This window comes from Bacillus atrophaeus, assembly GCF_039519175.1.
GTDB classification, from domain to species: Bacteria; Bacillota; Bacilli; order Bacillales; family Bacillaceae; genus Bacillus; species Bacillus atrophaeus.
Genome location: NZ_CP154443.1, coordinates 4,067,221 through 4,091,895 on the forward strand (window position 1 = coordinate 4,067,221; position 24,675 = coordinate 4,091,895).

A 24,675-nucleotide genomic window follows, 5' to 3' on the forward strand; every position below is an offset into this window, starting at 1 on the left:
GCCGTGGCTCCTTATATGCTTAAGACACTTTCTTCATTTCTTTTGTTGAGCGGTCCTTTTTTTGATAAGCAATAAAATAAATAAGTCCGACGAAAAGCGCTCCCCCGATAACATTGCCGATAAAGGCGGGGATCAGATTGCCAATAAATTGCGTCCACGTAAAGGAGCCTGCAAAAATAGCGGCCGGAATGATAAACATATTGGCGACTACGTGCTGGAATCCAATTGCAACAAAGGCCATTATCGGAAACCAGATTCCTGCTATTTTTCCTACAGCATCGTCAGCGCCGAAAGAAAGCCATACAGCAAGACAGACGAGCCAGTTACACCCTATTCCGGAAATGAGAACTTGGCCGAAAGATAAATCCAGTTTTCCTTGTGCGGCCGCAATGGTTTTAACTGCATAAGGTCCTGTTTCTGTTAAACCGATCAGATGTCCGAAAACATAAGCGACAAACAGAGCGCCGACCAAATTCATCAATGTCACGATTATCCAGTTGATCGCGAGCTGTGATACAGAAATTTTCTTTGAAAATAAGGCCATTGCCACAGACATCATATTTCCTGTAATCAATTCAGCCCCCGCAAGAACAACAAGTATTAATCCAACGGGAAACACCGCAGCTCCCAGAAAGCTTGACAGGCTTCCCCATTCTTTTGGAAGATCTCCGATCACTCTGATATCAAGCAAATAGCCGAGAGCGATAAACGCGCCTCCTAAAAATCCCAATACAAGCAGTGACGGCATAGGAAGATTTACTTTTTTTGCCCCTGCTTCGATCGCAGCATCTGCTATTTCATCCGGTCTGCGAAAAGCCATACTAAAAACGCCTCCATTATCTCTTCATTTTTGACAGTGCACAAAAGAATCGCAATAAAAAAGGCGGCACTCAAATAACCTGTGTAACACAGGAGTTTTGAATGCCGCCTAACTTGTATGCATACCCATACAACAATATCAAGCAGAATTAAGTTTCTGACATAGAACATATACAGAACGTGCATACATTCCATTGCTTTTTCCTTATATGACTGTAGTACGATTATCATATCAAATGTGACAATTTCGTGTCAACAACATTTTAATCAGCTGTTTACCGCTTCTGTTTGATCATCAATCTTTCGGTCAAATACAAAAACAGAGACTGCTATATTCTCCTCAATCTTAATGTCTGAGAATAAATGGACAAGTTTTGCGCCGATCAGTTCCTCCATCCCCTCAGGCGTGTGTTTCGAATAAAGATCTTGAATAAGACTCGTGCGCGCCGCATGCACCATTTCTTTTCCTTCCGGCGTGCGGGCAATAAACTGTTCACTGGCGCTCAAATTGCCATAAAGAGTTGATACTGCCATATGCTCCACAAATACAGTATGAATTCGCTCAGGCCCTTTTCCGAATAATTCTTTTCTAAGCTTACGAATGATATCGTTAAATTCATGAATTTTTTTAGACATCCTTTACCCCTTCCGATTCAAGCCTTTTGATTAGGCATTTTCCCGGTCCCCTGTTTTTACATTTCACTAGGTTAAAATTTTCCTGCCATATTGTATTATAATAAATATCACATTATAATAAAAGCAGTGTTGATGGATTTGTAATAGGAAACGTGTTATGAATCTATCATTTTATAAAAATCAGGATTGGTCTATTAGTAAGACTTGCTAGTGAACTATTCCGCCATGTGTGTTTATACCGCCTTTTGATTTTGATCAGGACCGGTGTATCTATGCATGGCTTTTTTTGACTTCTTATGAAAGATGGAGGGGAATATGATGGACGCAAAGTCGATCAGCGTCAATATAGACGGCACAGAATATCAAGCATCAGAGGGGACTAAGCTTTTAGACATTTTGAATCAAAACGGGATTGAGATTCCTCAAATCTGCCATGTTCCCGAAGTAGATCCAATCCAAACGTGTGATACTTGTATCGTGGAAGTAAACGGACAATTGAAGCGGTCTTGTTCGACCGTTGCTGAAAACGGGATGTCTGTCAGTCTTTCAGGGGAACGAGTGAAAGAAGCACAGACCGAAGCAATGGACCGTCTTCTTGAAAATCATTTGCTCTATTGTACGGTTTGCGATAATAACAACGGCAACTGTACGCTGCATAATACGGCGGAGATGATGGGAATTGAACACCAAAAATATCCTTATACGCCTAAAGAAGATCCTTCATGCGCGGTTGATATGTCACATCCGTTTTACCGCTACGATCCGAACCAGTGTATTGCTTGCGGACAATGCGTAGAGGTTTGCCAAAATCTCCAGGTCAATGAAACACTATCTATTGACTGGGAACGGGAACGCCCGCGGGTCATTTGGGATCAAGGCGTGGCGATTAATGAATCTTCATGCGTCAGCTGCGGACAATGTGTAACCGTGTGTCCTTGTAACGCACTTATGGAGAAATCAATGCTCGGCCAAGCAGGTTTTATGACAGGCATTAAAGAAGATGTCATGGAGCCGATGGTTGATCTTGTCAAAAATGTTGAACCAGGATACAGCAGCATCTTCGCCATCTCTGAAGTGGAGGCCGCCATGCGCGACACACGGACGAAAAAAACGAAAACCGTCTGCACGTTCTGCGGTGTCGGATGTTCGTTTGAGGTTTGGACAAAAGGACGGGATATATTAAAAATCCAGCCTGTTTCTGACGCACCGGTCAACGCCATTTCCACTTGTGTCAAAGGAAAATTCGGCTGGGATTTCGTCAACTCAGAAGAGCGTATTACCAAACCTTTAATCCGGAAGAACGGAACATTTGTCGAGTCAACTTGGGAAGAAGCGCTTGATGTTGTCGCCAGCAGGCTCGGCGCCATTAAGGAGCAATACGGGAAAGGCTCTGTCGGATTTATTTCTTCTTCTAAAATTACAAATGAAGATAACTATGTGATTCAAAAATTAGCGCGTCAGGTCTTTGAAACCAATAACGTGGACAATTGCTCCCGCTACTGCCAATCTCCGGCGACTGACGGTTTATTCCGCACTGTCGGCATGGGCGGCGATGCCGGAACGATTCAAGACATTGCAAAAGCCGGTCTTGTCATCATTGTCGGCGCCAATCCGGCGGAAGGCCATCCGGTGCTTGCCACTCGCGTGAAACGGGCCCACAAGCTTCACGGCCAAAAACTCATTGTTGCCGATCTTCGCAAAAACGAAATGGCAGAACGCTCTGATCTCTTTATCAGCCCTCAGCAAGGTACAGACCAAGTGTGGTTAATGGCTGTGACAAAATACATAATCGACCAAGGCTGGCACGATCAAGCATTTATTGATGAGAACGTAAACTTCTTTGAAGATTATAAGCAAACTTTAGAAAAATATACACTTGAATACGCGGAAAGCATTACAGGCCTTTCGAAAGAGAAGATCATCCAAATTGCTGAAATGATTCGCGATGCAGACGGCACTTGTGTTCTATGGGGAATGGGCGTTACCCAAAACACAGGCGGCTCCGACACATCCGCAGCCATTTCAAACATGCTTCTCGCTACAGGCAATTACCGACGTCCGGGCGCTGGCGCATATCCTCTTCGCGGCCATAACAATGTACAAGGAGCCTGTGACATGGGCACGCTGCCGGGATGGCTGCCGGGTTATCAGCACATTACAGACGATGAGGCGCGCGCAAAATTTGAAGAAGCTTACGGCGTAACCATTGACGGCAAGCCTGGCCTTGATAATATTGAAATGCTTCATTCCATTGAAGAAGGCGGCATGAAAGCGATGTATCTTGTAGGTGAAGATATGGCGCTTGTGGATTCAAACGCCAATCATGTCCATGACATTCTGTCTAGCCTTGATTTCTTTGTTGTACAGGACATTTTTCTTTCAAGAACGGCACAATACGCTGATGTTGTATTACCTGCCGCTCCTTCTCTTGAAAAAGAGGGAACCTTTACAAATACTGAACGCCGTGTACAAAGACTGTATCAAGCACTTCCGACGCTTGGTGAGGCGAAACCGGACTGGTGGATCATTCAAGAGGTTGCAAATCGTTTAGGCGCTAACTGGAACTACAGTCATCCGAGCGACATTTTCTCAGAAATGGCAAGCCTTTCTCCGTTGTTTGGAAAAGCAAGCTATGATGTCCTTGAGGGCTGGAACAGCTTCCTATGGGGCAGCTTCACAGGCGAAAGCACACCGCTTCTTTATGAAGATGGGTTTAACTTCCCTGATAAAAAAGCCCGCTTTGCGCTGGCCGATTGGGTGGAACCGGCAGTATTCCCTGCAGAATACGACCTTCACATTAACAATGGGCGGATGCTTGAGCATTTCCACGAGGGAAATATGACTAATAAATCAAAAGGAATCCAATCGAAAGTTCCGGATGTATTTGTTGAAATTTCCCCTGAGCTTGCAAAAGAACGCGGGGTTTGCGACGGTACAATGGTGCGGCTTGTTTCGCCTTATGGCGCGGTAAAATTAAATGCGCTGATCACAGACCGTGTTCGTTCGAATGAATTGTATCTTCCGATGAATTCAACAGACAAAGATTCGGCCATTAACTTTTTGACTGGTCCGGCATACGATACACGCACTCACACGCCAGCCTATAAGCAAACCAAAGTCCGTATGGAAGTGCTTGGTTCATGTGAGATTCCGCCGCTGCCAAAAACCAATCCGCGGAACAAAAAACGCTATCCGCAAAATGGGGTCGAAGCGGAACGGAAATGGAACCGTCCCGGATATGTCCATCTTACAGACTGACAGAAAGGAGGAAAACGATAATGGCCATACCTATTTCAACGATTCAAAAAGAAACAAAAACAGAGGAGCAAGTAAAGCTTGAAAAACTTGAAGAACTAAAAGCACTGCTTGCGGAAAACGAAGATTCCGTTTCTAAAACGATGAAATTAATGGGAGAGCTTAACAGCCTCGGCGTGTTTGATGCTGCAAACAGCATGCTGCAAGCGAAGGAAGAAATCGCAAAAATCGCGCTCGGTCAAGTTTCTCGAGAGCCTGTCACAAATCTGATCAATACGATGATGGCAGCAGGCGGGGCTTTAACGAAAGCTGATCCTGCCTTTACAGGGAAGCTCTTGGAGAGTGTCTTGGCAGGTACAGAGCAAGCGCAAAGCTTCTTAAAAGAAGATAAAAAGGTAGGCGTTCTTGACCTGTTAAAAGCGATGAACGATCCGGATATTAATCGTGCGGTCGGCTTCGGCCTTCAATTTTTAAAGGGCATGGGAAAAGAATTGCGCGACTAACAAAAAGAGCCATTGTCTTGAAACAGACAATGGCTCTTTTTTTATTCATCCGCTTGTTCTATACGTTTTTTGTAAATAAGTGAACGGTTCACGCAAAAGAAAGCGCCTGTCAGAAACAAGCAATCCGTTATCATCATGATTGATTTTTGGGCTAAGCTCAAGCCTTGATCAGGAAGAACCGCGCCTATATATAAAAAAGTGCTGACTGCAAGCAAGGTAAACGCAAAATGCTTGTAGTCCTCTTTCAAAGATTTCATTCTTTTCTTATCCATAAAAGCGTCACCTGCCATATTCATAGTATATGAATATTATAATATATCCTGACAGGCGACAGAGAATGTAAATCTATCCATTCCTTATCATATAGAAGCGAGGGCTTGCTCCAAATCTGCTAATAAATCTTCCGCGTCTTCTATACCGACTGAAATTCTGACAAGCCCGTCTGTGATGCCAAGTTCAAGGCGGCGCTCCCGCGGAATAGAGGCATGAGTCATTCTGGCCGGAACAGAAATTAAGCTTTCAACCGCCCCTAAGCTTTCTGCAATGGTAAACAGCTTCAGTTTCCCTAAAAAGGCATCTACTTGCTCATCACTTCCGATGTCAAAGGAAATCATTCCGCCAAAACCTGAACCTTGCGCTTTGGCAAGCTCATGGCCCGGATGGTTAGAAGATCCCGGATAATACAATGTGTGAACAGCGGGATGATTCTCAAGAAAGTCTGCAATCTTACGTGCATTTTGGTCTGTTGCTTCCATTCTGAGCCCCAGCGTTTTGATGCCCCGCATGAGTAGCCATGAATCCTGAGGCCCGAGCACGCCGCCGGTGGAGTTTTGCACAAAATGCAATTCTTCCCCAAGCTCCTTCGATGCCGTCACGACTAAACCTCCGACTACATCACTGTGGCCGCCGAGATATTTTGTCGCACTGTGGAGTACAATATCAGCGCCGAATTGGAGCGGCTGCTGGAAGTACGGAGTGTAGAATGTATTATCCACAATGAATAAAACCCCTGCCTGCTTGGCGATATCGGCGATGAGTGAGAGGTTTGTGACTTTTAATAACGGGTTTGTCGGCGTCTCGATATAAATGGCTTTTGTATTCGGCCTGATGGCTTTTTCCACTTCTTCTCTGCTGCTTGTATCAACGAATGTAGATTCGATGCCAAGACGGTTCAGCACCTTTGTCATCACCCGGTACGTTCCGCCGTAGACATCATCTGTCAAGACGACATGATCTCCGCTGTTAAACAGCATCATAACGGCGCTGATGGCTGCCATTCCTGAGCTGAACGCATAGCCCGCCTCACCGCCTTCAAGATCGGCAATAAGGGTTTCCAGAGCCGTCCTTGTCGGATTGGCAGTTCTGGAATACTCATAACCCGTATGCTGCCCTGCCTTTGGCTGCTTGTAAGTGCTCACCTGATAAATCGGCACCGAAACCGCGCCTGTTTTTTCATCACCAGTAATCCCGCCATGAATCATCAATGTTTTTTTCTTCATATTATATTCCTCCTCCGAAAATGTTTTTACTGATATAACGATCACTGCTGTCAGGAAATATAGTGACAATGTTTGTGCCGGCCGGCGCCCGCTTTGCTTCTTCCAAGGCTGCAAAAAGCGCTGCTCCTGATGAGCTTCCGATCAGCAGGCCTTCTTTTTCCGCCGCTTCTTTAACGAATGAAAACGCATTTTCGTCTGTCACCGTGTAAATTGCATCAAAATGGCTTTTATCCATATAATCAGGGATAAATTCCATTCCGATGCCTTCCGTCTTATGGACGTGAGGCTCTCCGCCATTTAAAATGGAGCCTTCCGGTTCGACGATCACCGTTTTTATGTCAGCATTTTTTTCTTTTAAGAAGGCGGCCGTTCCTGCAAAAGTGCCGCCTGAGCCTGCTCCGGCAACAAAGGTATGAATATTGCCGTCAAGGGCTTCCCATAATTCAGGCCCTAGAGTTTTATAGTAAGTCAATGGATTTACTCGGTTTTTAAATTGCAAAACGCAATAGGAATTTTCAATTTCCTTCTCCAGCAAAATGGCTTTCTCAATCGCGCCCTGCATTCCGTCTTTTTTCGGTGTATGGACGATTTTTGCTCCGAGCGCCTGCATAATCTTTTGTTTTTCGATACTGAAATGCTCCGGCACGCAAAAAATAGCGCGCAATCCGTGTTTTCTGGCATTGAGAGCAAGTCCGATGCCCGTATTGCCGGCTGTGGCTTCGATAATGACGCCTCCGGGCTGAACTCTGCCCGAAGCAAGCGCCTCTTGAATCAGCATGTCCCCGAGTCTGTCTTTAATGCTTCCGCCCGGATTCATCATTTCAAGCTTGGCATAAACCGCAACACCCTCCGGGACATGAAAGTTTGTCAGCCGGAGCAGCGGAGTCTTTCCAATCAGCTCAGTTATGTCCGTTATGACATTCATGTATGTCCTCCTCCTTTAAAGAGGTTCGTTTTTAGGGAAAACGGAGGAGAACGCTCCCCCGTTTAATGAATTCGTTTAATTACTTTTAAAACCAGATCTGTTGAGTGACGGGCAGCCTGATCTAAAAATTGATCAAATGATACATCCGACTCTTTTCCTGCTATATCTGATAAAGCTCTGATGACAACAAATGGCGTTGTGAATTGATGGCAAACTTGAGCCACTGCAGCAGCTTCCATTTCAACCGCATATAAATCAGTGAATATGGCGCGTACCGCTTCCACCCGCTTAGGATCGTTCATGAAAGAATCGCCCGTAGCTATTGTTCCTTTTGCGACTTGAATGCCGTTCAGTTCTGAAGCGGCTTCCTCTGTGATATTTATCAGTTTTTCATCTGCAAGATAGGCGGCCGGAAGCCCTGGAACCTGGCCGTATTCATAATCAAAAGCGGTGACATCGACATCATGGTGGCGCACGTCTGTTGAAATGACCACGTCTCCTACATTCAGTGTATGATGAAATCCGCCTGCTGAGCCTGTGTTAATCACGTAATCGGGCTTATAACGATCAAGAAGAAGCGTTGTGCTGATCGCAGCATTTACTTTTCCGATTCCTGATTTTAAAAGAATAACGTCGATTCCTTCATATTGCCCTGTTGTAAATTCACAATGCGCGATTGTTTCTTGTTTCGAATTTTCAAGCTTGCTTCTTAAAATGGTTACTTCTTCTTCCATTGCTCCGATGACTGCTAGTTTCATCTATAACATTCCCTTCACTTTACCGTTTGATCGCCTCCAATATCCAAACAAAATCGTTTTGCTGAATGAATTGCACGGCAAATCCTTCAGCTGAAAAAATCTCTTTCAACGTATCAAGTGTTGGATAATACTCCGTCTCCAAATCCTGTGCCAAATGATGATAACCTTGATGGCGGGCGTTTTGGATAGCCTGCTTATAAGCATCAGTATGTTCAAAGACGGTATCGGCAAACACTATTTTATCATGCCTTTTAAGGTATTTGCCATAAAGCTTTACAGCCGTCCGTTTTTCTTCGTCTGTTAAATGGTGAAAAGCATACGAGCTGACAATCGTATTGACAGCAAAGGGCGGTTCAGGAAAATCTAAAAAATCACCGTCAACAATGAGAGATTGGCCTGACAGCTTGTCAGCCGCTAATTTCCTCATCGCCGGAGACGGTTCGACACCAAATACTGTTTTTCCTGCCTCTAGCAATTTGGCTGTTAAGTTTCCTGTGCCCGGGCCAAATTCTAAAACGTGTGACCCGGAACGGGTGACAATGCCATTAAGAATCTGCTCGTAGCCTCTGAAGGCTTCTTTATATTCAATATCAAATCCGCTTGCGGTTTGGTCGTAGGTAGCTGCCCAATCCTCAAATAAAGGAATAAATTCACGGCCCATTTTCTTCACTCTCCATATTTTATAATTCCTATAAGCATAGTATGAATTATCGATGGAACAGTTCCTATATTACCATATCTTTTTTGAAGAAGGTACTAAAATATCTCAGGTAATGATAATTAAAATATATTGCTTGAATGAAGCGAACCGTTTATACTTTCATATGATCTTGTAAAAGCTGGAGGGTCTGTTAAGATGAATTTTCAATTGGATCTGATCAAAGATAAAGTAGAGTTTTTTGAAGCCGCTTCATTACAGGAGCTTGAAAAGAAAATCAATACCCAAATCGAAAACAATCAGGCGATCTTGCTTCGGGTGCGCTCTGTCTCTCACCAAAGCGCGGTAGTGGATGACAGAATTTATTATAGCGCAGTTGTACACTTTGCAGCTGAGACGTGAGATTTCGAGAACAAAAAAGCAGCTGAGACATCATCCAGCTGCTTTTCGTTTATTTTAATTTCTCTACTTTTGTCGGCTTCCAGCCTTTTTTATCTTCCCACGTAATCGTTACTTGATATTTAGCGCCGCTCGTTTTGTCCAGAATTTTTCCTTTTGCATCCTGAGGGCTTCCGTTATTGCCAAGCCACAGCACCGTCATCTGATCCTTTGAAACCCCTGTGGCGTAAGAAATGGCTTTGAGCATTTCAGACCAGTCTTGTGAAGAAGAGTCATATGTTGCTGTATGTTCTCCGGACTGCTCTGTTCCGACTGCCTTCCAGTCTTTGTTTACGATCGTTTTTTCCACGTTGCCGGATGAACCGCCTTCTGTTACTGTTGCATCTTTAAATGGGTCATCTGTTGTTTGGTCCGAGTCCGTGTCGGAGTCTTTTTTCGAATCGGAATCATCACTTTTCGATGAATCATCTTGTTTTGAATCGGAATCTTTGTCACTGTCAGATGTATCTTTTTTACTGTCTTTTATATCTTCATCTGATTTTTTTTCCGTCTTTCCTGATGCAGGAGATTTCTTTGTCTGGCTCGTTTCAGTATCCTTAGCAACATCATTGGTTGAAGGACTGTTAATGAAGAGGTTAATCGCCACTACTACAATAAGAATAGAAACGACTGCGATTAAAATGTTAAGCACCAAATTTGCTTTTCTGCGCTTATCACGGTTTTCGAATCGAGATTGTTTATGATTGCTCAATAATTCTGCACTCCTTTATATCCCTCTTGGCTCAGCATATATTTTAACATGGGCTGAGACGTTCTTCTATGTCTAGTTTATTTCATTTTCATGTACTTTTTTAACAATATCATAAAACACTGCATTTGTCAGAGCCTTATCTCCCGGCGTGTCCATGTGCAAAACAACCAAAGCGTATTTAGGATGCTCCGCTGGAAAATAGCCGGCAAACCACTTTTGATAAAGCGTTTTTTTATCCTTTGACATCTTTCCTGTCTGTGCCGTACCTGATTTCCCCGCTACTTCATAAGGCAGATCCTGAAACCTTCTGCCTGTGCCTGACTCAGACGTGACGACTTGCCGGAGCACTTTTTGAAGCTGCTGTGCCGTATATCGGTCAATCGTTTTTCCGCCTATCTTTTGGTCTTTAAAATTCACCATGGTGGTCCCATTTTTATATTCAATGTGATCGGCGATTTTCACTTGTTTTTTTTCACCGCCGCGGGCGATGGTTGCCATCATATTGGCGACTTCGAGCGGAGTGACTTTTACATTTTTTTGCCCGATTGCAGTCTGGGCAATGGCCTTTTTCACAGCTTTATCCTTTTGATCCCCCCATATTACGCCGCTTTGTTCATTATAAAATTGGCGAAAATCTGATTCGTGGTACAGTTTCCCTTCCCAGCCGGCACGATCTGTCAGCGCAAGCTTTTCAGACATGTCTTCAATAACTGTTTCGTCTTTCTTCATAAGCTCCTCGGCCAGACTGGTAAATGTGTAATTACAGCTTTGGGCAAAGCTTTCGTCAAAGGTGAGGCTGCCTTTGTCATCACCCGGCTCGCCGTACAGATTGAGGTTGCAGTTAAAAGTTTGATTCGGTTTGACTGCATCACGTTCAATCGCTGCTGCGGCGATAACTGTTTTGAACACGGACCCCGGATAGATCGGATTCAGCATGTAATTTTGCAGTGTGCTTTGCTTTGATACGTCAGCATTCGGTCTGCTTACCATCCCCAATACACTGCTTTTTTCGATATCGAGCAGGACCGCTCCCCCTTTTTTCAGACCTTGTTTGTCAACAATATCTTCCATTGCCTGTTGGATGTCCTGATCTAGTGTTGTTTTGACTTGCAGCGGATAAAACGAATTGGCTTCCGCTGTATATTTGACGTCCATACCGAACAAAGGGTTTCCCTTTCCATCCACATGATACAAAAGCTTGGTGTCTTTTTCCGGAAGCAAAAATTCATCAAAGGTCCGTTCCAAGCCTGTAGTGCCGATTTTGGTTTGAATCGGCAGGTCATTTTTATCGGGATATTTACTCCTGAGCAGCGACGGGTCCTGATTGGTCATTCCTATGGTATGGGAGGCAAGGCTTGGTTTATCGTCCTCTTCCATATATACGCCGTAAATGCCGGGATATTTCAAAGAATTGATTTGTTTGACAGATTGTTTAGAAAGATCTTTTATTGTCCTTTTACTTAAAATGACTGGTTTTTTTGCCTGTTTCAGTTCGTGTTGAAGCTCATCTTGGGAAATGCCGAGAATATCGGCGGCTTTCTTGATCGGCCAATCCTGCGTAATAAGGAAAGGAAATAAGACGATCGCCGGCTGTTTCTTGCCGGTTAACGCCTCGCCATTCCGATCCAGAAAAGAACCCCTGCCGTCAGAAATCAGAACTTCTTCCGTTCGTTGGTTCACGCTCTCCTGAATCAGGTTAATGTTCAGCTTTGAAAAAGATTCTGTGAAAAACAACTGAATTTCCGCGAGTCTTACAAGAAGAAGAAAAAATACAATAAGAAAACAAACCACAACCCGCTTCATTCTTTTAGATACGTTCATAAAAAACACCTCCCCCACATTGTGGACGAGGTGTTTCATTGTTAAACGGATATTATGAAATTTTCACAATTTTCACTAGCATTTCGCCGCCTGGTGTCTGCACGGTCACTTGATCGCCTACTTGTTTGCCTATCAAACTTTTTGCAATCGGAGAATCGTTTGAAATTTTCCCTTCAAACGGGTCCGCTTCAGCGCTTCCGACAATGGTATAAGATTCTTCATCGCCGTCAGGAAGTTCGATGAATGTAACGGTTTTACCTAAACCGACAATGTTTGAATTGCCGCCGTCATCCTCGATGATTTTTGCATTGCGGATCATATTTTCAAGAGTGGTGACGCGCCCTTCCACGAATGCCTGCTCTTCTTTCGCTGAGTCGTACTCAGAGTTCTCAGAAAGGTCTCCGAAACTTCTCGCTATTTTGATACGCTCGACTACTTCTTTGCGTTTAACCGTTTTCAAATACTCTAATTCTTGTTCAAGTTTTTGTTTTCCTTCTTCTGTCATTGGAAAAACTTTTTCTTGTGCCATGTCCCTTCACTCCTTCTGGATGTCCCTCAACATTATCGATTATGTATGAGAGCATAAACTGAAAAATACAAGAATGAGAACACAGGCAGTCCTCGTTCTTCTCTCCCATATTGGTACTGTTTATCTTAAACTGAATCATGAGCTTCTGCAAATATTTCGCGTTTATAAACAGGGAAAGAAGGGAATCACACATTCCCTTCCAGTCTATACATAATATGGTCAGAGTTGTTTATGTCTATGCTATGGTATTACAAAATTGCGTTTTGTTCAAGAATAGTTTGTATTTTCGTGACCATCAGATCAATTGCAACGTGGTTTTGTCCGCCTTCAGGGATAATAATGTCGGCGTAGCGTTTCGTCGGTTCTACGAATTGGTTGTGCATCGGCCTTACAACGGAAATATATTGCTCGATGACAGAATCAATGGAACGGCCCCGCTCCTTAATATCCCTCAGCATCCGTCTGATAATTCGGAGGTCGGCGTCCGTGTCCACGTAAAGCTTGATGTCCATTAAATCTCGAAGCCTTTTATCCTCTAGTACGAGAATGCCTTCTAGGATAATGACATCTTTCGGGTCTACCGAAACGGTTTCTTCTGACCGTGTATGAAGCTTGTAATCGTAAATCGGCTTTTCAATCGGACGGTAATTCAATAGCTCTTGAATATGCTCGATCAAATAGTCATTATCAAACGCAAGCGGATGATCGTAGTTTGTGTTCAGCCTTTCTTCAAACGGAAGATGGCTTTGGTCTTTATAATAAAGGTCTTGCTGGATCATTAAAATCGAGTGGCCTTTGAACTGTTCATAGATAGATCGCGTGACACTCGTTTTTCCTGAACCAGAACCTCCTGCGATTCCAATGACTACAGGATTCTTACCCATTAGTGATTACTTCCCCTTTCTCATCATGTTGCTCGGATAAATCGTTTTGTCCAGTTTAAATTTGACAATTTGAAGGGGATGGCGGGCAGCGTCAAGCTCATTTCCGTCTTCGTCCCAAATGTTTTCTATTTTGTGTGTAAAGTTTTCAATTTCAGGGCCGAAGAATTCCACTTCATCTCCCTGTTTGAAGAAATTGCGCTGTTGGAGCGTGACCATTTTTGTTTCTTCATCATAGTCGAGTACCAAGCCGACAAAGTCATATGTCGTTTTCTTTCCGTGCTCGCCGAACATTTGCTCCTCATAACCCGGTGTTCCTTCAAAAAAGGCTGTCGCCGTGTCCCTGTTGGCGCATTTATCAAGTTCAGTCAGCCATTCGTCTTGAATGACAAAGTTCTCCGGATCAGCGCAGTACGCGTCAATTACTTTGCGGTACACGCTGACGACTGTCGCCACATAGTGAATGGATTTCATCCGGCCTTCGATTTTTAAGCTGTCAATGCCCATTTCGATCATTTGCGGAATGGACTCGATTAGTTTTAAATCCTTAGGGCTCATGGCAAACGGAGCATCTTCCTCATCATATAAAGCAACCGCGTTCGCGCCGTCAGTTTGATATAAATCATAATCCCAGCGGCATGACTGGCAGCAGCCTCCGCGGTTTGAATCTCTTGCCGTCATGTGATTGCTCAATACACAGCGTCCGGAGTACGCAATACACATAGCGCCGTGGATGAAAGATTCGATTTCGATATCAACTTTCTCTTTCATTTCTCTGATTTCAATCGCGCTTGTCTCACGTGCCAACACAACACGGTCAAGCCCCTCTTCCTTCCAGAACTGCACAGCTTTCCAGTTTGAAAGAGACTGCTGCGTACTTAAATGAACTTCTACATGAGGAGCGACTCTGCGGCAGGTTTCGATAATGAGCGGATCCGCTACGATGATACCCGCAACCCCGGCTTCTCCTAAACCTTTTAAATATTCATCAAGGCCGTCTATGTTTTCATTATGGGCAAAAATATTGGTTGTTACGTAGATTTTCGCACCGTATTTTTTTGCAAACTCTACGCCTTCAGCGATTTCTTCCAATGAAAAATTGTCAGCATTTGAGCGCAGCCCGTATTCCCGGCCTCCGATAAATACCGCGTCCGCACCGTAATGGACAGCGATCTTAAGCTTTTCAAGGTTGCCAGCAGGAGCGAGAAGCTCGGGCTTTTTCGTAATCACGCGCTTACCATTCACAATTTCGGAAATCTTATCATTTACGGCATTCATAGCTTAACCCCCTTTTATTAATAAACCGTTTCTTTGAAGAAAAATCCGGTATCTATGCTTCTGTTAACAGGCTGTATGCATTCGATCCGTTCAATCCAGCCTTCTTTTTTATCTTCATATTCGTCACGTTTTTCGATGCATAAATCAATCGCTTCTCTGTACATCCGTGTCACTTCAATCAAATATTCAGAGGATTTTAATACCCCGTCGATTTTGAAAGAGTCAACGCCGGCATCGATCAGCTCTTCCAGTTCGTCAATGATGCATACATCGTTCGGGCTCATGATATGTGTTCCGTTTTCATCTTCAAAAATTGGATATTTGTTGTGACGTTCCTTATCATGCAAAAACAGGCCGGTTTCTTTTTTCTTTCCTTCAATATCCATAACCTTGCCTTGGTATTCAAAGTAATTGCCGACTAATGAACGCTTTGATTGGAACATGCATGTCATGCCGTGGACCTGAATTTCAATCTCAACTTCGGCGTTTTCTTTAATTTCCACAATGCTGTCCATATTTAATTCCTTAGCCAGCACCGCGCGGACCGCACCTTTTCGTCCCCAATAATTGCATGTATAATAATTGGTTCCCGTAGTCTCTGTACTCCAGTGAAGCTTCAACTCCGGTGCTGATTCTCTCGCAGCCATGAGGACGGCCGGATCGCCGAACACCGCGGCATCAACGCCCGCTTCAGATAAGAAAGCGAGGTAGTCACCTAGTTCTGCCACTTTGTCATTGTGAAATAAACCGTTTACCGCCGCATATACCTTTGCCCCTTCTTTATGGGCGATATTGACGGCCGTTTGAATATCTTCTCTAGTGAATTCGCCCGCCAATCTCAGGCCGTATCTCTGTTCTCCAACTAAAAACGCTGTCGCTCCAGCTTGAATGAGCGGCAAAATATCCGCTGTATTTGTGGGTGTCACCAAAAGCTCCGGTGTTTTCATCACGTTCACCTCTTCTTTTTACTAATGGCCAGTCCGTCCCCGACGGGTATAATTGCTGTTTGATAGTCAGGGTGGTCCATCAGCCATTGATTGTAATGATCAATTTTTGAGATCAGCTGACGCCTTCTCTTTGGTTCGATTTTGCTGTAATCCTCCGCAACCAGACCTTTAAACAGCACATTGTCTGTTATAATCACCCCGTCCGGCGCAAGCATCGGTTCATATAGATGAAAAAAGTTTTTGTACTGGCCTTTTGCCGCGTCGATAAATATCACGTCATACGGCGCCGCCGGACGAACTTCATCTGCCAGTTCTAGCGCATCTCCGTAAAACAAATGAATCCGATCCTCCAGCTGAAAGTCCCTTACATTGTTCAAGGCTTCTCCATGTCTTTTTTCATGTCGCTCAATTGTATATATTTCGGCTTCTGGCAGTTCGAGTGCCATACGAATGGCGGAATACCCGATTGCCGTTCCGATTTCCAATATTTTTTTCGCCTGTTTCACAGACAAGATTTGAAGCAGCACTTCCATGCCTGCTTGCTCCATAATCGGAACATGATGTTCATCCGCATATGTTTCGAGCTTTCTTACTTTATCCGGCTGAGGCTTCAGCAACGCTTCTATATAGTCATTTATTTGTTCATACCGGTCATTCACGACAAATTGCCTCCCCGTCCTAAAAAGGAGTGCCCCTGGCTTTTCACCGGGCACTCTCTGAACTCAACATTTATACATAAGTAAACAACCCGATATATTTTACCATAAAACCTTACGGAATGCGAATAAAAGGAGAGCTTTTGCCCTCCCCTTATTCACTGTCTTTATTTGTAATATACTTTTCTTTCGCTTTGTTATGTTCTTTTAATGTTTTGGTGAATACGACTTCACCATTTGATTTGGCCAAAAAGTAAAGATAATCGGTTTTGTCCGGGTTGAGCGCCGCATCCCAGGAAGATTCGCCCGCATTGGCAATCGGTCCGGGCGGCAGCCCTTTATTTTTATACGTATTATAAGGCGAATCTATTTTTAGATCTTTATAAAACACACGGTCTTTATGCTTGCCGGCTGCATATAAAACGGTCGGGTCCGTTTGAAGCGGCATGTCTTTTTCAAGCCGGTTATAAAAGACGCTTGCGATTTTGTGGCGGTCCACTTTCGCCGTCGCTTCTTCTTCTATAAGAGAAGCCATTGTGAGTGCGTCGTGGATGGAGAGCTTCTTCTTCTCCAACTTAGATTTGTACGTCTCCACATATGAGTTTGTTTGCTTAATCATCGCCGTGATAATGTCTTCAAGAGACGCATCCGGATCTGTAAATGGATATGTAGCAGGGAACAGATACCCTTCCAGAGGATGCTTAATGTCATTATTTGAAACATCATCTGTAATCGTGTCAGGATATTGTTTTTTCAGCTTGCTGATAAATGTTTGGTCATCCAGTTTAGCGATAATGTCTTTTTCCGAGTATTTCGTTTCCTTAGCGATTGCCGATGCAATCTGCGTGAGCTGTTTACCTTCAGGAACAGTAATTTGAAACGCGTAATTTGTTCCTCCGTTTGTAAGCTTTTTGATAATGGTGTTCAAATCCATTCCTTTGGTTAAATGGTAATATCCCGCTTGAAAGCCGGAGGCGCCTTTATATTTCACATAATATTGAAAAGCCTTCTCGCTTTTAATCACATTATTTTCTTTTAATATATCGGCAATGGCAGATACGGATGATCCGCTTGGAATATTGACATTCACTGTTGTTTTACTGCCTTTTTTGACTGGCTCCAGCAGTGATTTCCCATATAAGAATGCTCCGCCTATGACTAAAACAAACACAATAATGGAGGCCAGCGCAATCGTTCTTTTTTTATTGTCGGCTGTTATTCTTTTGAGAAATGGTTTTTTTGGCTGATTGATATACATACAGGTCTCCTCCCATCAGCTCTTATACTACATGATTCAAGTACTTTCGGCAATTTATTACAAAAAAAAGCCGCCGATCGGCAGCTTCACTTTTTCGAAAGAAAACGAAAGGCCAGAGCTCATGTGTAAGCCCCGGCCTTTTCGCTTTTTTACTCTTCGTCCTCTTCAGCAAGAAACGTGTTTAATGTTTCTTCGATCATATCCCACTCTTCATCGGTTTCGATCGGTGTTAATTCGCCGTCTTCTCCGTCCGCGTTTGGCGTGAAGCTTGAAGCGTGAATTTCGATTTCTTCCTCACCTTCAGAAGCGATCGGGTAGTAAAGAACGTAAGATTTTCCGAATTCGTCGTTTTCAAATGTGAACAGCACTTCGCAAAGCTGTTCGTTACCTTGATCATCTACAATTGTAATTTGTTTTTCGCCATGTTCCATTTTTTTCACCTCTTAGTTTAAGCTGTCCAGATATCCCTGAAGAATCATCACAGCCGCCATTTTATCAATGACTTTTTTTCGTTTTTGTCTGCTGACATCAGCAGCAATCAGCATTTTTTCAGCCGCCATTGTGGTAAGACGCTCGTCCCACAGCACAACAGGAACATTGTACGTTGTTTCAAGCAGTTTCGCAAATGTTTGGCTGGCTTCGCCTCTCGGACCGACAGTTCCGTTCATATTCTTCGGAAAGCCCAGCACGATTTTATCTATAGTATGGTCTTTTGTCAGTTCTGATAAACGGGGCAATCCATAATCGCCTTCCGCCTCATTAATCTTTATCGTTTCAATGCCCTGAGCGGTCCAGCCCATTTCATCGCTCAGCGCAACGCCAAGTGTTTTCGTTCCCAAATCAAGCCCTAATATTCTCATGTGTAGTTTACGCCTCTTTATGCTGTTCTAAGTATGACTTTACCAATTCCTCGATTAATTCGTCTCTTTCAAGCTTGCGAATTAAATTACGAGCGTCACGATGCCTTGGAATATAAGCGGGATCACCTGACAGCAAGTATCCGACAATCTGATTGATGGGATTATAGCCTTTTTCCTGAAGCGCGTCATAGACCGTAATCAGCACCTCATTTACGTTTGTTTCGGCAGAATCATCGGAGAAATTAAATTTCATCGTTTTATCAAACGAGCTCACCGTTTTGCACCTCTTTCCCAAATTCGCAGGCAAAGTTCAGCCTGAGTCCTTATCTTACCATCATTCTACACTACATAAACGAATTATAAAACGGATTTCACCCATTCTTCCACAGAAGTTAATGCGTCTTGCAGTTTTTCAGGCTGCTTTCCGCCCGCCTGAGCCATATCAGGACGGCCGCCTCCGCCGCCTCCGCACATTTCTGCCGCTTGTTTCACAAGCTTTCCTGCATGAAGGCCTTTGTCAATCAGATCTTTTGTGACGCCTGCTGAAATATTCACTTTATCATTTTGAACCGCGCCTAGCACAACAACCGCTGAACCGAGCTTCGCTTTTAGCTCATCCACCATTGTGCGCAAATGATTCATATCTTTGGCGTTCACCTTTTCAGCAAGAACCTTTACGCCGCTGATGTCTTTTACGTTAGAAAGAATTGCGCCTGCTTCTGCGTTTCCTAATTTCGCAAGAAGGGATTCATTTTCTCTCTGTGCCTCTTTCAGGTCAGCCTGAAGTGCAGCGACGCGTTTTGGCACATCTTTCACATTTGTCTTCAATTCCCCGGCTACTTGTTTCAATAGTCCGATTTGGCTGTTCATCTCAAGGTAAGCGCCCTGCCCCGTGACAGCTTCAATCCGTCTTGTTCCCGCACCGATTCCGGATTCAGACACAATTTTAAACAAGCCGATTTCAGCGGTGTTTTTGACATGGCAGCCGCCGCAAAGCTCAAGACTGTAACCGCCAACTTGAACGACACGCACGATATCTCCGTATTTTTCGCCGAATAAAGCCATGGCGCCCATTTCTTTCGCTTCGTTGATCGGTTTTAAATCAATGCTGACAGGAATGCTCTCCCAGATCTTTTCATTTACGATCACTTCAATCCGCTCCAGCTCTTCTTTCGTCACCTGTCCGAAGTGTGAGAAGTCAAAGCGGAGGCGGTTTTCAGTTACGAGTGATCCCGCCTGGTTGACATGTGTGCCTAATACATCTTTAAGCGCCTGATGCAAAAGGTGAGTGGCTGTATGGTTTTTAATAACGCCGCTTCTCATATGGTCTTCTACTTCCGCTGTCACGTGCATTCCTTTTTGAAGCGTTCCGCTTTCAACAAGGCCTTCATGCACATTCTGCCCGTTCGGCGCTTTTTGCACGTCTGTAATTCTTACAACAGCCTGAGCGCTTCTCAAATAGCCTTTATCGCCGATTTGACCGCCGCTTTCTGCATAAAAAGGTGTTTCGTTTAGAAGAATTTGAATGGTTTCGCCTTCATGAGCCTCTTCAATTAATTCACCGTCTTGCAGAAGCTCAACAACACTTGAGTCAGACTTTGTATTTGTATAGCCGACAAACGTGCTTTCAACTGTCACATCGCGTAAAGCTCCGCCTTGCACCTGCATGCTTCCGACATCTTGGCGAGCGTTTCGGGCCCGAGCGCGCTGCTTTTCCATTTCTTCTTCAAAGCCTTTATGGTCAACTTTCATTTGCTCGTCTTCCGCGTATTCTTCAGTTAACTCGACCGGGAATCCGTACGTATCATAAAGTTTGAAGACATCTGTGCCAGAGATGAGGCTGCTGCCTTTGTCTTTTTCTTTCTTAATCATTTCTGACAAGATCGCAAGCCCTTCATTTAAAGTTTCGTGGAAACGTTCTTCCTCAGTTTTGATCACTTTAGCGATGAATTCTTCCTTCTCTTTAACCTCAGGATAGAAGTCCACCATGATTTCAGCGACTACCGGAACCAGGTCATACATGAACGGGCGGTTGATATTGATCGTTTTGGCATAGCGCACAGCCCGCCGGAGAAGTCTTCTCAGCACATATCCTCGTCCTTCATTAGATGGAAGCGCTCCGTCACTTACCGCAAAGGCAACTGTTCTGATATGGTCGGCGATCACTTTAAACGCAGTGTTCTTTACGTCATCTTGGCCATACGCCTCACCGGAAATCGTTTCAGTCGCCTTGATGATCGGCATAAATAAGTCAGTATCAAAGTTTGTCGGTACATTCTGGATGACAGACACCATTCGTTCAAGCCCCATGCCGGTATCAATGTTCTTCTTCGGCAGCGGTGTGTACGTGCCGTCCGGATTATGGTTAAATTCAGAGAAAACGAGGTTCCACACCTCAAGATAGCGGTCATTTTCTCCGCCCGGGTACAGCTCAGGGTCAGCCGGATCGTTACCATACGCTTCGCCGCGGTCGTAGAAAATTTCGGTATTTGGTCCGCTCGGGCCTTCTCCGATATCCCAGAAGTTCCCTTCCAGACGGATGATTCTCTCCTCCGGAACACCGATTTTTTTCGCCCACAGCTCATACGCTTCATCATCTTCTGGGTGAACTGTCACAGAAAGAAGCTCTTCGTCGAAACCGATCCACTTCTCACTTGTCAAAAACTCCCACGCCCAAGTGATGGCTTCTTCTTTAAAATAATCTCCGATGGAAAAATTGCCGAGCATTTCAAAGAATGTGTGGTGGCGGGCTGTTTTCCCGACATTTTCAATATCGTTTGTGCGGATTGATTTTTGCGCGTTAACAATTCTCGGGTTTTCCGGCACAACTCTTCCGTCAAAATATTTTTTCAAAGTTGCTACCCCGCTGTTAATCCATAGCAATGAAGGATCTTCATGCGGCACTAATGACGCGCTCGGTTCAACCGCATGGCCTTTTTCCTTAAAGAAATCTAAAAACATTTGACGCACTTCAGCAGAAGTTAAGTGTTTCATTATATGTCCTCCTCTATTGAAATCGAAATTCTCTTCAGCGACAACAAAAAAGCTCCCTCCCTATGCAAACAACACGTTCACACAGGGACGAGAGCTGTCTCGCGGTACCACCCTGATTACGGAGAAAAAATGAATATTCCCCGTCACCTTTGATCCTGTAACGCAGGACTTGCGGCAGCTTTTAACTGCACTCAGGATTAGCTTCCTCCGATCTTCTGTTAAAGCTCCTTTCAGCAAATGGAGCTTCTCTCTTTAACAGGGCTTCGTCGTACTCAGATCCGTCACTCGAGATTCGTATGTATTCTACTCGAAATTATAGACAAGCAGGCTTCCGATGTCAATGCTCCGTCCTCATCCGCAAAAAATGGATCATCATCACCTTCAGCACAGCCGCGGCGGGCACCGCAACGATCATACCGATGATGCCCGCCAGCTCTCCTCCGGCAAGAAGCGCAAGCATGATCACAACGGGATGCATCTTAAGGCTTCGGCCGACAATCAGCGGGCTGAGAATATTGCCTTCTAAAAACTGCAATATCAAAATGGTGATGACGACGGTAATCACAGCTTTCGCCGAGACAGCCATCGCAATCAACAGCGCAGGGACCGCTCCGATAACAGGCCCGAAATAAGGGATGACATTTGTAAGCCCAATAATAAGTCCCAGGATTAGCGGATACGGCAGATCAAAAAACCAGAACGACACCCCGGCTCCCAAACCGATTAAAAAACAGACCAGCAGCTGTCCGCGAATATAATCACCCAGAGAATCATCCACATCCCGCAAAAAAGCACTGCCTCTTTTTCTCCAAGATTTTGGCGTTAAATACCAGACGGTTTTTTTCATGAGATCAATATCCTTTACCATATAAAAGACGAGAAAAGGAATCGTGGCCGCAATGAGAATATAATCAAAGACAAATCGGATGCTCCTTATCGTCCCTTCTATCGTTTTGGCGACAAATTCCTCCGTCCGCTGAATAAACCGGTCCATTCGGCTGTGTATGCCGTCCGGCCATTCGTCGGTATGGTCATGAAGTTTCAATAACAATCCGTCATAAGTCTCAGCAATCCCGGGAATGCTCTCTGACAGATCGGTAAGCTGTTCAATCAAAACCGGGACCCCTTTATACAACCCATAACCGATCCCGCCGAAAAAAAGCAGATAAATAATCAGCAGGCTCAGTGTTCTCGGAAGGCCTGATCTATGAAGCCATTCAATAATAGGGAGTAATAGATAAGAAATAAAAATGGCGATTATAAGCGGTATCAAAATAGATTTTACGACAAGACAAAATGGCGCCCATAGCATTTCAAGCTTGATGAATACATATACTATCAACAATACAAGCAAACAAACAGCCGCCCAAATTAAAAGCCGCAGCGGTTTTTGCATCATCACCCATCACCTCCCTCTTATCTTTTGACGAATGGGCCGAATTATTCCCTTCCCAAGACTAAAGACGGCCAGCCTTAAGTATTAGCCATTTCCGCATAAATAATTATCTGAAATTACAAAATAGTTTGACTAATGTTACATTTGCTCTATATAATATCAATACAATGTTATTTTTCTTGACAGCAAGAGTCATAAGACTTACATAATTAACCAAAACAAAATACAGGAGGTTTGCAATGATTTTATTTGAAGAAGTGAACAAACATTATGGCAGCTTTCATGTATTAAAACAGATTAATCTTCGAATAAAGAAAGGAGAAGTTGTGGTTGTCATCGGTCCTTCCGGTTCCGGCAAAAGCACCATGCTCAGATGTATTAACCGGCTCGAATCAATAGATGACGGAACTCTCACCGTTAATGGAACCGTTATTAATGACAGAAAAACTGACATCAATAAAGTGCGCCGGAATATCGGGATGGTGTTTCAGCATTTCTACCTTTATCCCCACAAAACGGTTTTGCAAAATATCATGCTCGCTCCGATGAAAGTCCTTAAACAATCCGCAGAAGAAGCAAAGGAAACCGCTCAATACTATCTGCAAAAAGTCGGGATTCCCGATAAAGCAGACGCCTATCCATCCCAGTTGTCAGGCGGTCAGCAGCAGCGGGTCGCAATCGCCAGAGGCCTTGCCATGAAGCCCGAAGTCATGCTGTTTGATGAACCGACATCCGCCCTCGATCCCGAGATGATCGGAGAAGTCCTCGATGTAATGAAAAAACTCGCAAAAGAAGGCATGACAATGGTCGTGGTTACACATGAAATGGGATTTGCCAGAGAAGTGGCAGATAGAATCGTATTTATTGACGAGGGAAAGATTTTAGAAGAGGCACCCCCGGCTGAGTTTTATGCCAGCCCGCGCGAGGAACGGGCGCGTCTATTTTTAAGCCGGATATTAAATCACTAAAAAAGAAACGGGGGACGAACAAATGTCACGTATCAAAAAACTATTATCAATCGGTTTCATCTCATTGGCGGCGATTCTTCTTTTAGCAGCTTGCGGAGGCAAGGAATCCAGCTCAGGAACATCAAAAGACAGCAAAAACACATTAGAAGCGATCAAAGACAACGACAAAATCGTTTTCGGCGTTAAAACAGATACAAGATTATTCGGACTGAAAAATCCAAGCTCTGGAGACATTGAAGGGTTTGATATCGACATCGCCAAACAACTGGCGAAAGATATAGCAGGTGATGAAAACAAGGCGGAGTTTAAAGAAGTAACATCTAAAACAAGAATTCCGATGCTGCAAAACGGCGACATTGACGCGATCGTAGCCACGATGACGATCACGGATGAACGAAAAAAAGAAGTCGACTTCTCCAATGTGTATTTTGAAGCAGGCCAGTCGCTTCTAGTGAAAAAAGGAAGCGCCATAAAAAGTGTAAAAGACCTTAATAAAGGGACAAAAGTTCTTGCAGTTAAAGGCTCTACTTCCTCACAAAATATCCGAGAAAAAGCGCCTGATGCCACTGTGCTGGAATTTGAAAATTATGCGGAAGCCTTCACAGCCTTAAAATCCGGCCAAGGCGAAGCCCTCACAACAGATAATGCCATCTTATACGGTATGGCCGATGAAAATAAAGATTACCAGTTGACGGGAAAAACATTTACAGATGAACCTTACGGCATAGCCGTTAAAAAAGGCCAATCAGAACTGGTGAAAGAAATCAACGCTTCTTTGAAAAAAATGAAATCTGACAGAAGATATGATGAAATCTATAAAAAGTGGATTAAAGAAGACCCAGAACAGTAGCTAACCACATCCGGGATGAGCAGAGCGTGCTCAT

The 24,675-nt window shown here is 44.1% G+C and carries 25 protein-coding genes; 5 read left to right on the plus strand and 20 right to left on the minus strand.

Annotation, left to right across the window (positions count from 1 at the left end):
• Positions 1-19 precede the first annotated feature (19 nt).
• Positions 20-820, minus strand: a complete 801-nt coding sequence (locus AAHT65_RS20545; RefSeq protein ID WP_003325345.1) for a formate/nitrite transporter family protein — start codon at positions 818-820, stop codon at positions 20-22.
• Positions 821-1,086: 266 nt separating this feature from the next.
• Positions 1,087-1,455, minus strand: coding sequence for a DUF2294 domain-containing protein (locus AAHT65_RS20550; RefSeq protein WP_343310749.1), 369 nt, complete (start codon positions 1,453-1,455; stop codon positions 1,087-1,089).
• A gap of 315 nt (positions 1,456-1,770) precedes the next feature.
• On the opposite strand from AAHT65_RS20550, the gene fdhF reads away from it, so the two are divergent.
• On the plus strand, positions 1,771-4,713 hold the full coding sequence (gene fdhF, locus AAHT65_RS20555; protein ID WP_106046793.1) for a formate dehydrogenase subunit alpha: 2,943 nt from the start codon (positions 1,771-1,773) through the stop codon (positions 4,711-4,713).
• Positions 4,714-4,733: 20 nt separating this feature from the next.
• Complete coding sequence (locus tag AAHT65_RS20560) at positions 4,734-5,213, plus strand: DUF1641 domain-containing protein (protein WP_003325341.1); 480 nt, start codon at positions 4,734-4,736, stop codon at positions 5,211-5,213.
• A gap of 41 nt (positions 5,214-5,254) precedes the next feature.
• Here AAHT65_RS20560 and AAHT65_RS20565 read toward each other — a convergent pair whose 3' ends face one another.
• The 5 genes from AAHT65_RS20565 to AAHT65_RS20585 all read right to left on the minus strand — a co-directional run bounded on the left by AAHT65_RS20565 (position 5,255) and on the right by AAHT65_RS20585 (position 9,056).
• Complete coding sequence (locus tag AAHT65_RS20565) at positions 5,255-5,485, minus strand: YrhC family protein (protein WP_003325340.1); 231 nt, start codon at positions 5,483-5,485, stop codon at positions 5,255-5,257.
• A gap of 87 nt (positions 5,486-5,572) precedes the next feature.
• Positions 5,573-6,712 (minus strand): bifunctional cystathionine gamma-lyase/homocysteine desulfhydrase, encoded by a 1,140-nt coding sequence (locus AAHT65_RS20570; RefSeq protein ID WP_003325338.1) that lies wholly within the window; start codon positions 6,710-6,712, stop codon positions 5,573-5,575.
• A gap of 1 nt (position 6,713) precedes the next feature.
• The gene (locus AAHT65_RS20575) at positions 6,714-7,637 is read right to left on the minus strand and encodes an O-acetylserine dependent cystathionine beta-synthase (protein ID WP_343310750.1); all 924 of its coding nucleotides are present in this window, start codon (positions 7,635-7,637) and stop codon (positions 6,714-6,716) included.
• Between the two features lie 62 nt (positions 7,638-7,699).
• Positions 7,700-8,395: a 5'-methylthioadenosine/S-adenosylhomocysteine nucleosidase gene (mtnN, locus tag AAHT65_RS20580; RefSeq protein WP_343310751.1), complete on the minus strand. Its 696-nt coding sequence runs from the start codon at positions 8,393-8,395 to the stop codon at positions 7,700-7,702.
• Positions 8,396-8,414: 19 nt separating this feature from the next.
• Positions 8,415-9,056, minus strand: coding sequence for a class I SAM-dependent DNA methyltransferase (locus tag AAHT65_RS20585; protein WP_010789314.1), 642 nt, complete (start codon positions 9,054-9,056; stop codon positions 8,415-8,417).
• 195 nt (positions 9,057-9,251) lie between these two features.
• Between AAHT65_RS20585 and AAHT65_RS20590 the strand changes: the two genes are divergently transcribed.
• Positions 9,252-9,455 carry a YrzA family protein gene (locus AAHT65_RS20590; protein ID WP_343310752.1) on the plus strand — a complete coding sequence of 68 codons (204 nt, stop codon included), beginning with the start codon at positions 9,252-9,254 and terminating at the stop codon, positions 9,453-9,455.
• 49 nt (positions 9,456-9,504) lie between these two features.
• On the opposite strand, the gene AAHT65_RS20595 is transcribed toward AAHT65_RS20590, so the two are convergent.
• The 13 genes from AAHT65_RS20595 to AAHT65_RS20655 all read right to left on the minus strand — a co-directional run bounded on the left by AAHT65_RS20595 (position 9,505) and on the right by AAHT65_RS20655 (position 22,826).
• Positions 9,505-10,203: a YrrS family protein gene (locus AAHT65_RS20595; protein ID WP_010789315.1), complete on the minus strand. Its 699-nt coding sequence runs from the start codon at positions 10,201-10,203 to the stop codon at positions 9,505-9,507.
• 72 nt (positions 10,204-10,275) lie between these two features.
• The gene (locus tag AAHT65_RS20600) at positions 10,276-12,024 is read right to left on the minus strand and encodes a peptidoglycan D,D-transpeptidase FtsI family protein (RefSeq protein ID WP_106270889.1); all 1,749 of its coding nucleotides are present in this window, start codon (positions 12,022-12,024) and stop codon (positions 10,276-10,278) included.
• 52 nt (positions 12,025-12,076) lie between these two features.
• Complete coding sequence (greA, locus tag AAHT65_RS20605) at positions 12,077-12,553, minus strand: transcription elongation factor GreA (RefSeq protein WP_003325331.1); 477 nt, start codon at positions 12,551-12,553, stop codon at positions 12,077-12,079.
• A gap of 248 nt (positions 12,554-12,801) precedes the next feature.
• Positions 12,802-13,437 carry a uridine kinase gene (gene udk, locus AAHT65_RS20610; protein WP_003325330.1) on the minus strand — a complete coding sequence of 212 codons (636 nt, stop codon included), beginning with the start codon at positions 13,435-13,437 and terminating at the stop codon, positions 12,802-12,804.
• Between the two features lie 6 nt (positions 13,438-13,443).
• Positions 13,444-14,712, minus strand: a complete 1,269-nt coding sequence (locus tag AAHT65_RS20615) for a peptidase U32 family protein (protein WP_088117649.1) — start codon at positions 14,710-14,712, stop codon at positions 13,444-13,446.
• 17 nt (positions 14,713-14,729) lie between these two features.
• Positions 14,730-15,659 carry a peptidase U32 family protein gene (locus AAHT65_RS20620; protein ID WP_343311567.1) on the minus strand — a complete coding sequence of 310 codons (930 nt, stop codon included), beginning with the start codon at positions 15,657-15,659 and terminating at the stop codon, positions 14,730-14,732.
• A 5-nt stretch (positions 15,660-15,664) separates the two neighbouring features.
• Positions 15,665-16,318 (minus strand): O-methyltransferase, encoded by a 654-nt coding sequence (locus AAHT65_RS20625; protein WP_010789318.1) that lies wholly within the window; start codon positions 16,316-16,318, stop codon positions 15,665-15,667.
• Positions 16,319-16,469: 151 nt separating this feature from the next.
• Positions 16,470-17,573 (minus strand): endolytic transglycosylase MltG, encoded by a 1,104-nt coding sequence (gene mltG / locus AAHT65_RS20630; protein ID WP_343310753.1) that lies wholly within the window; start codon positions 17,571-17,573, stop codon positions 16,470-16,472.
• A gap of 149 nt (positions 17,574-17,722) precedes the next feature.
• Complete coding sequence (locus AAHT65_RS20635) at positions 17,723-18,004, minus strand: DUF1292 domain-containing protein (protein WP_003325324.1); 282 nt, start codon at positions 18,002-18,004, stop codon at positions 17,723-17,725.
• A gap of 12 nt (positions 18,005-18,016) precedes the next feature.
• Entirely contained in the window at positions 18,017-18,433 is a 417-nt protein-coding gene (gene ruvX, locus AAHT65_RS20640) for a Holliday junction resolvase RuvX (RefSeq protein ID WP_003325323.1), read from the minus strand.
• Positions 18,434-18,440: 7 nt separating this feature from the next.
• Positions 18,441-18,707 carry an IreB family regulatory phosphoprotein gene (locus tag AAHT65_RS20645; RefSeq protein WP_003225903.1) on the minus strand — a complete coding sequence of 89 codons (267 nt, stop codon included), beginning with the start codon at positions 18,705-18,707 and terminating at the stop codon, positions 18,441-18,443.
• Positions 18,708-18,790: 83 nt separating this feature from the next.
• Positions 18,791-21,427, minus strand: a complete 2,637-nt coding sequence (alaS, locus tag AAHT65_RS20650) for an alanine--tRNA ligase (protein ID WP_088117654.1) — start codon at positions 21,425-21,427, stop codon at positions 18,791-18,793.
• Between the two features lie 337 nt (positions 21,428-21,764).
• The gene (locus tag AAHT65_RS20655; protein WP_094232495.1) at positions 21,765-22,826 is read right to left on the minus strand and encodes an AI-2E family transporter; all 1,062 of its coding nucleotides are present in this window, start codon (positions 22,824-22,826) and stop codon (positions 21,765-21,767) included.
• Between the two features lie 236 nt (positions 22,827-23,062).
• Here AAHT65_RS20655 and AAHT65_RS20660 point away from each other — a divergent pair, with 236 nt between their 5' ends.
• Together AAHT65_RS20660 and AAHT65_RS20665 are read left to right on the plus strand one after the other, a co-directional pair.
• Positions 23,063-23,791 carry an amino acid ABC transporter ATP-binding protein gene (locus AAHT65_RS20660; protein ID WP_061572700.1) on the plus strand — a complete coding sequence of 243 codons (729 nt, stop codon included), beginning with the start codon at positions 23,063-23,065 and terminating at the stop codon, positions 23,789-23,791.
• A gap of 22 nt (positions 23,792-23,813) precedes the next feature.
• Complete coding sequence (locus tag AAHT65_RS20665; RefSeq protein ID WP_425524839.1) at positions 23,814-24,641, plus strand: transporter substrate-binding domain-containing protein; 828 nt, start codon at positions 23,814-23,816, stop codon at positions 24,639-24,641.
• The last annotated feature ends 34 nt before the right edge of the window (positions 24,642-24,675 follow it).

What these genes read in the sequence shown, in the direction of transcription:
- AAHT65_RS20545 (WP_003325345.1), bottom strand. Translation starts at nt 820, where the DNA reads ATGGCTTTTCGCAGACCGGATGAAATAGCAGATGCTGCGATCGAAGCA.
- AAHT65_RS20550 (WP_343310749.1), bottom strand. Translation starts at nt 1,455, where the DNA reads ATGTCTAAAAAAATTCATGAATTTAACGATATCATTCGTAAGCTTAGA.
- fdhF (WP_106046793.1), top strand. Translation starts at nt 1,771, where the DNA reads ATGATGGACGCAAAGTCGATCAGCGTCAATATAGACGGCACAGAATAT.
- AAHT65_RS20560 (WP_003325341.1), top strand. Translation starts at nt 4,734, where the DNA reads ATGGCCATACCTATTTCAACGATTCAAAAAGAAACAAAAACAGAGGAG.
- AAHT65_RS20565 (WP_003325340.1), bottom strand. Translation starts at nt 5,485, where the DNA reads ATGGATAAGAAAAGAATGAAATCTTTGAAAGAGGACTACAAGCATTTT.
- AAHT65_RS20570 (WP_003325338.1), bottom strand. Translation starts at nt 6,712, where the DNA reads ATGAAGAAAAAAACATTGATGATTCATGGCGGGATTACTGGTGATGAA.
- AAHT65_RS20575 (WP_343310750.1), bottom strand. Translation starts at nt 7,637, where the DNA reads ATGAATGTCATAACGGACATAACTGAGCTGATTGGAAAGACTCCGCTG.
- mtnN (WP_343310751.1), bottom strand. Translation starts at nt 8,395, where the DNA reads ATGAAACTAGCAGTCATCGGAGCAATGGAAGAAGAAGTAACCATTTTA.
- AAHT65_RS20585 (WP_010789314.1), bottom strand. Translation starts at nt 9,056, where the DNA reads ATGGGCCGTGAATTTATTCCTTTATTTGAGGATTGGGCAGCTACCTAC.
- AAHT65_RS20590 (WP_343310752.1), top strand. Translation starts at nt 9,252, where the DNA reads ATGAATTTTCAATTGGATCTGATCAAAGATAAAGTAGAGTTTTTTGAA.
- AAHT65_RS20600 (WP_106270889.1), bottom strand. Translation starts at nt 12,024, where the DNA reads ATGAACGTATCTAAAAGAATGAAGCGGGTTGTGGTTTGTTTTCTTATT.
- greA (WP_003325331.1), bottom strand. Translation starts at nt 12,553, where the DNA reads ATGGCACAAGAAAAAGTTTTTCCAATGACAGAAGAAGGAAAACAAAAA.
- udk (WP_003325330.1), bottom strand. Translation starts at nt 13,437, where the DNA reads ATGGGTAAGAATCCTGTAGTCATTGGAATCGCAGGAGGTTCTGGTTCA.
- AAHT65_RS20615 (WP_088117649.1), bottom strand. Translation starts at nt 14,712, where the DNA reads ATGAATGCCGTAAATGATAAGATTTCCGAAATTGTGAATGGTAAGCGC.
- AAHT65_RS20620 (WP_343311567.1), bottom strand. Translation starts at nt 15,659, where the DNA reads ATGAAAACACCGGAGCTTTTGGTGACACCCACAAATACAGCGGATATT.
- mltG (WP_343310753.1), bottom strand. Translation starts at nt 17,573, where the DNA reads ATGTATATCAATCAGCCAAAAAAACCATTTCTCAAAAGAATAACAGCC.
- AAHT65_RS20635 (WP_003325324.1), bottom strand. Translation starts at nt 18,004, where the DNA reads ATGGAACATGGCGAAAAACAAATTACAATTGTAGATGATCAAGGTAAC.
- ruvX (WP_003325323.1), bottom strand. Translation starts at nt 18,433, where the DNA reads ATGAGAATATTAGGGCTTGATTTGGGAACGAAAACACTTGGCGTTGCG.
- alaS (WP_088117654.1), bottom strand. Translation starts at nt 21,427, where the DNA reads ATGAAACACTTAACTTCTGCTGAAGTGCGTCAAATGTTTTTAGATTTC.
- AAHT65_RS20655 (WP_094232495.1), bottom strand. Translation starts at nt 22,826, where the DNA reads ATGATGCAAAAACCGCTGCGGCTTTTAATTTGGGCGGCTGTTTGTTTG.
- AAHT65_RS20660 (WP_061572700.1), top strand. Translation starts at nt 23,063, where the DNA reads ATGATTTTATTTGAAGAAGTGAACAAACATTATGGCAGCTTTCATGTA.
- AAHT65_RS20665 (WP_425524839.1), top strand. Translation starts at nt 23,814, where the DNA reads ATGTCACGTATCAAAAAACTATTATCAATCGGTTTCATCTCATTGGCG.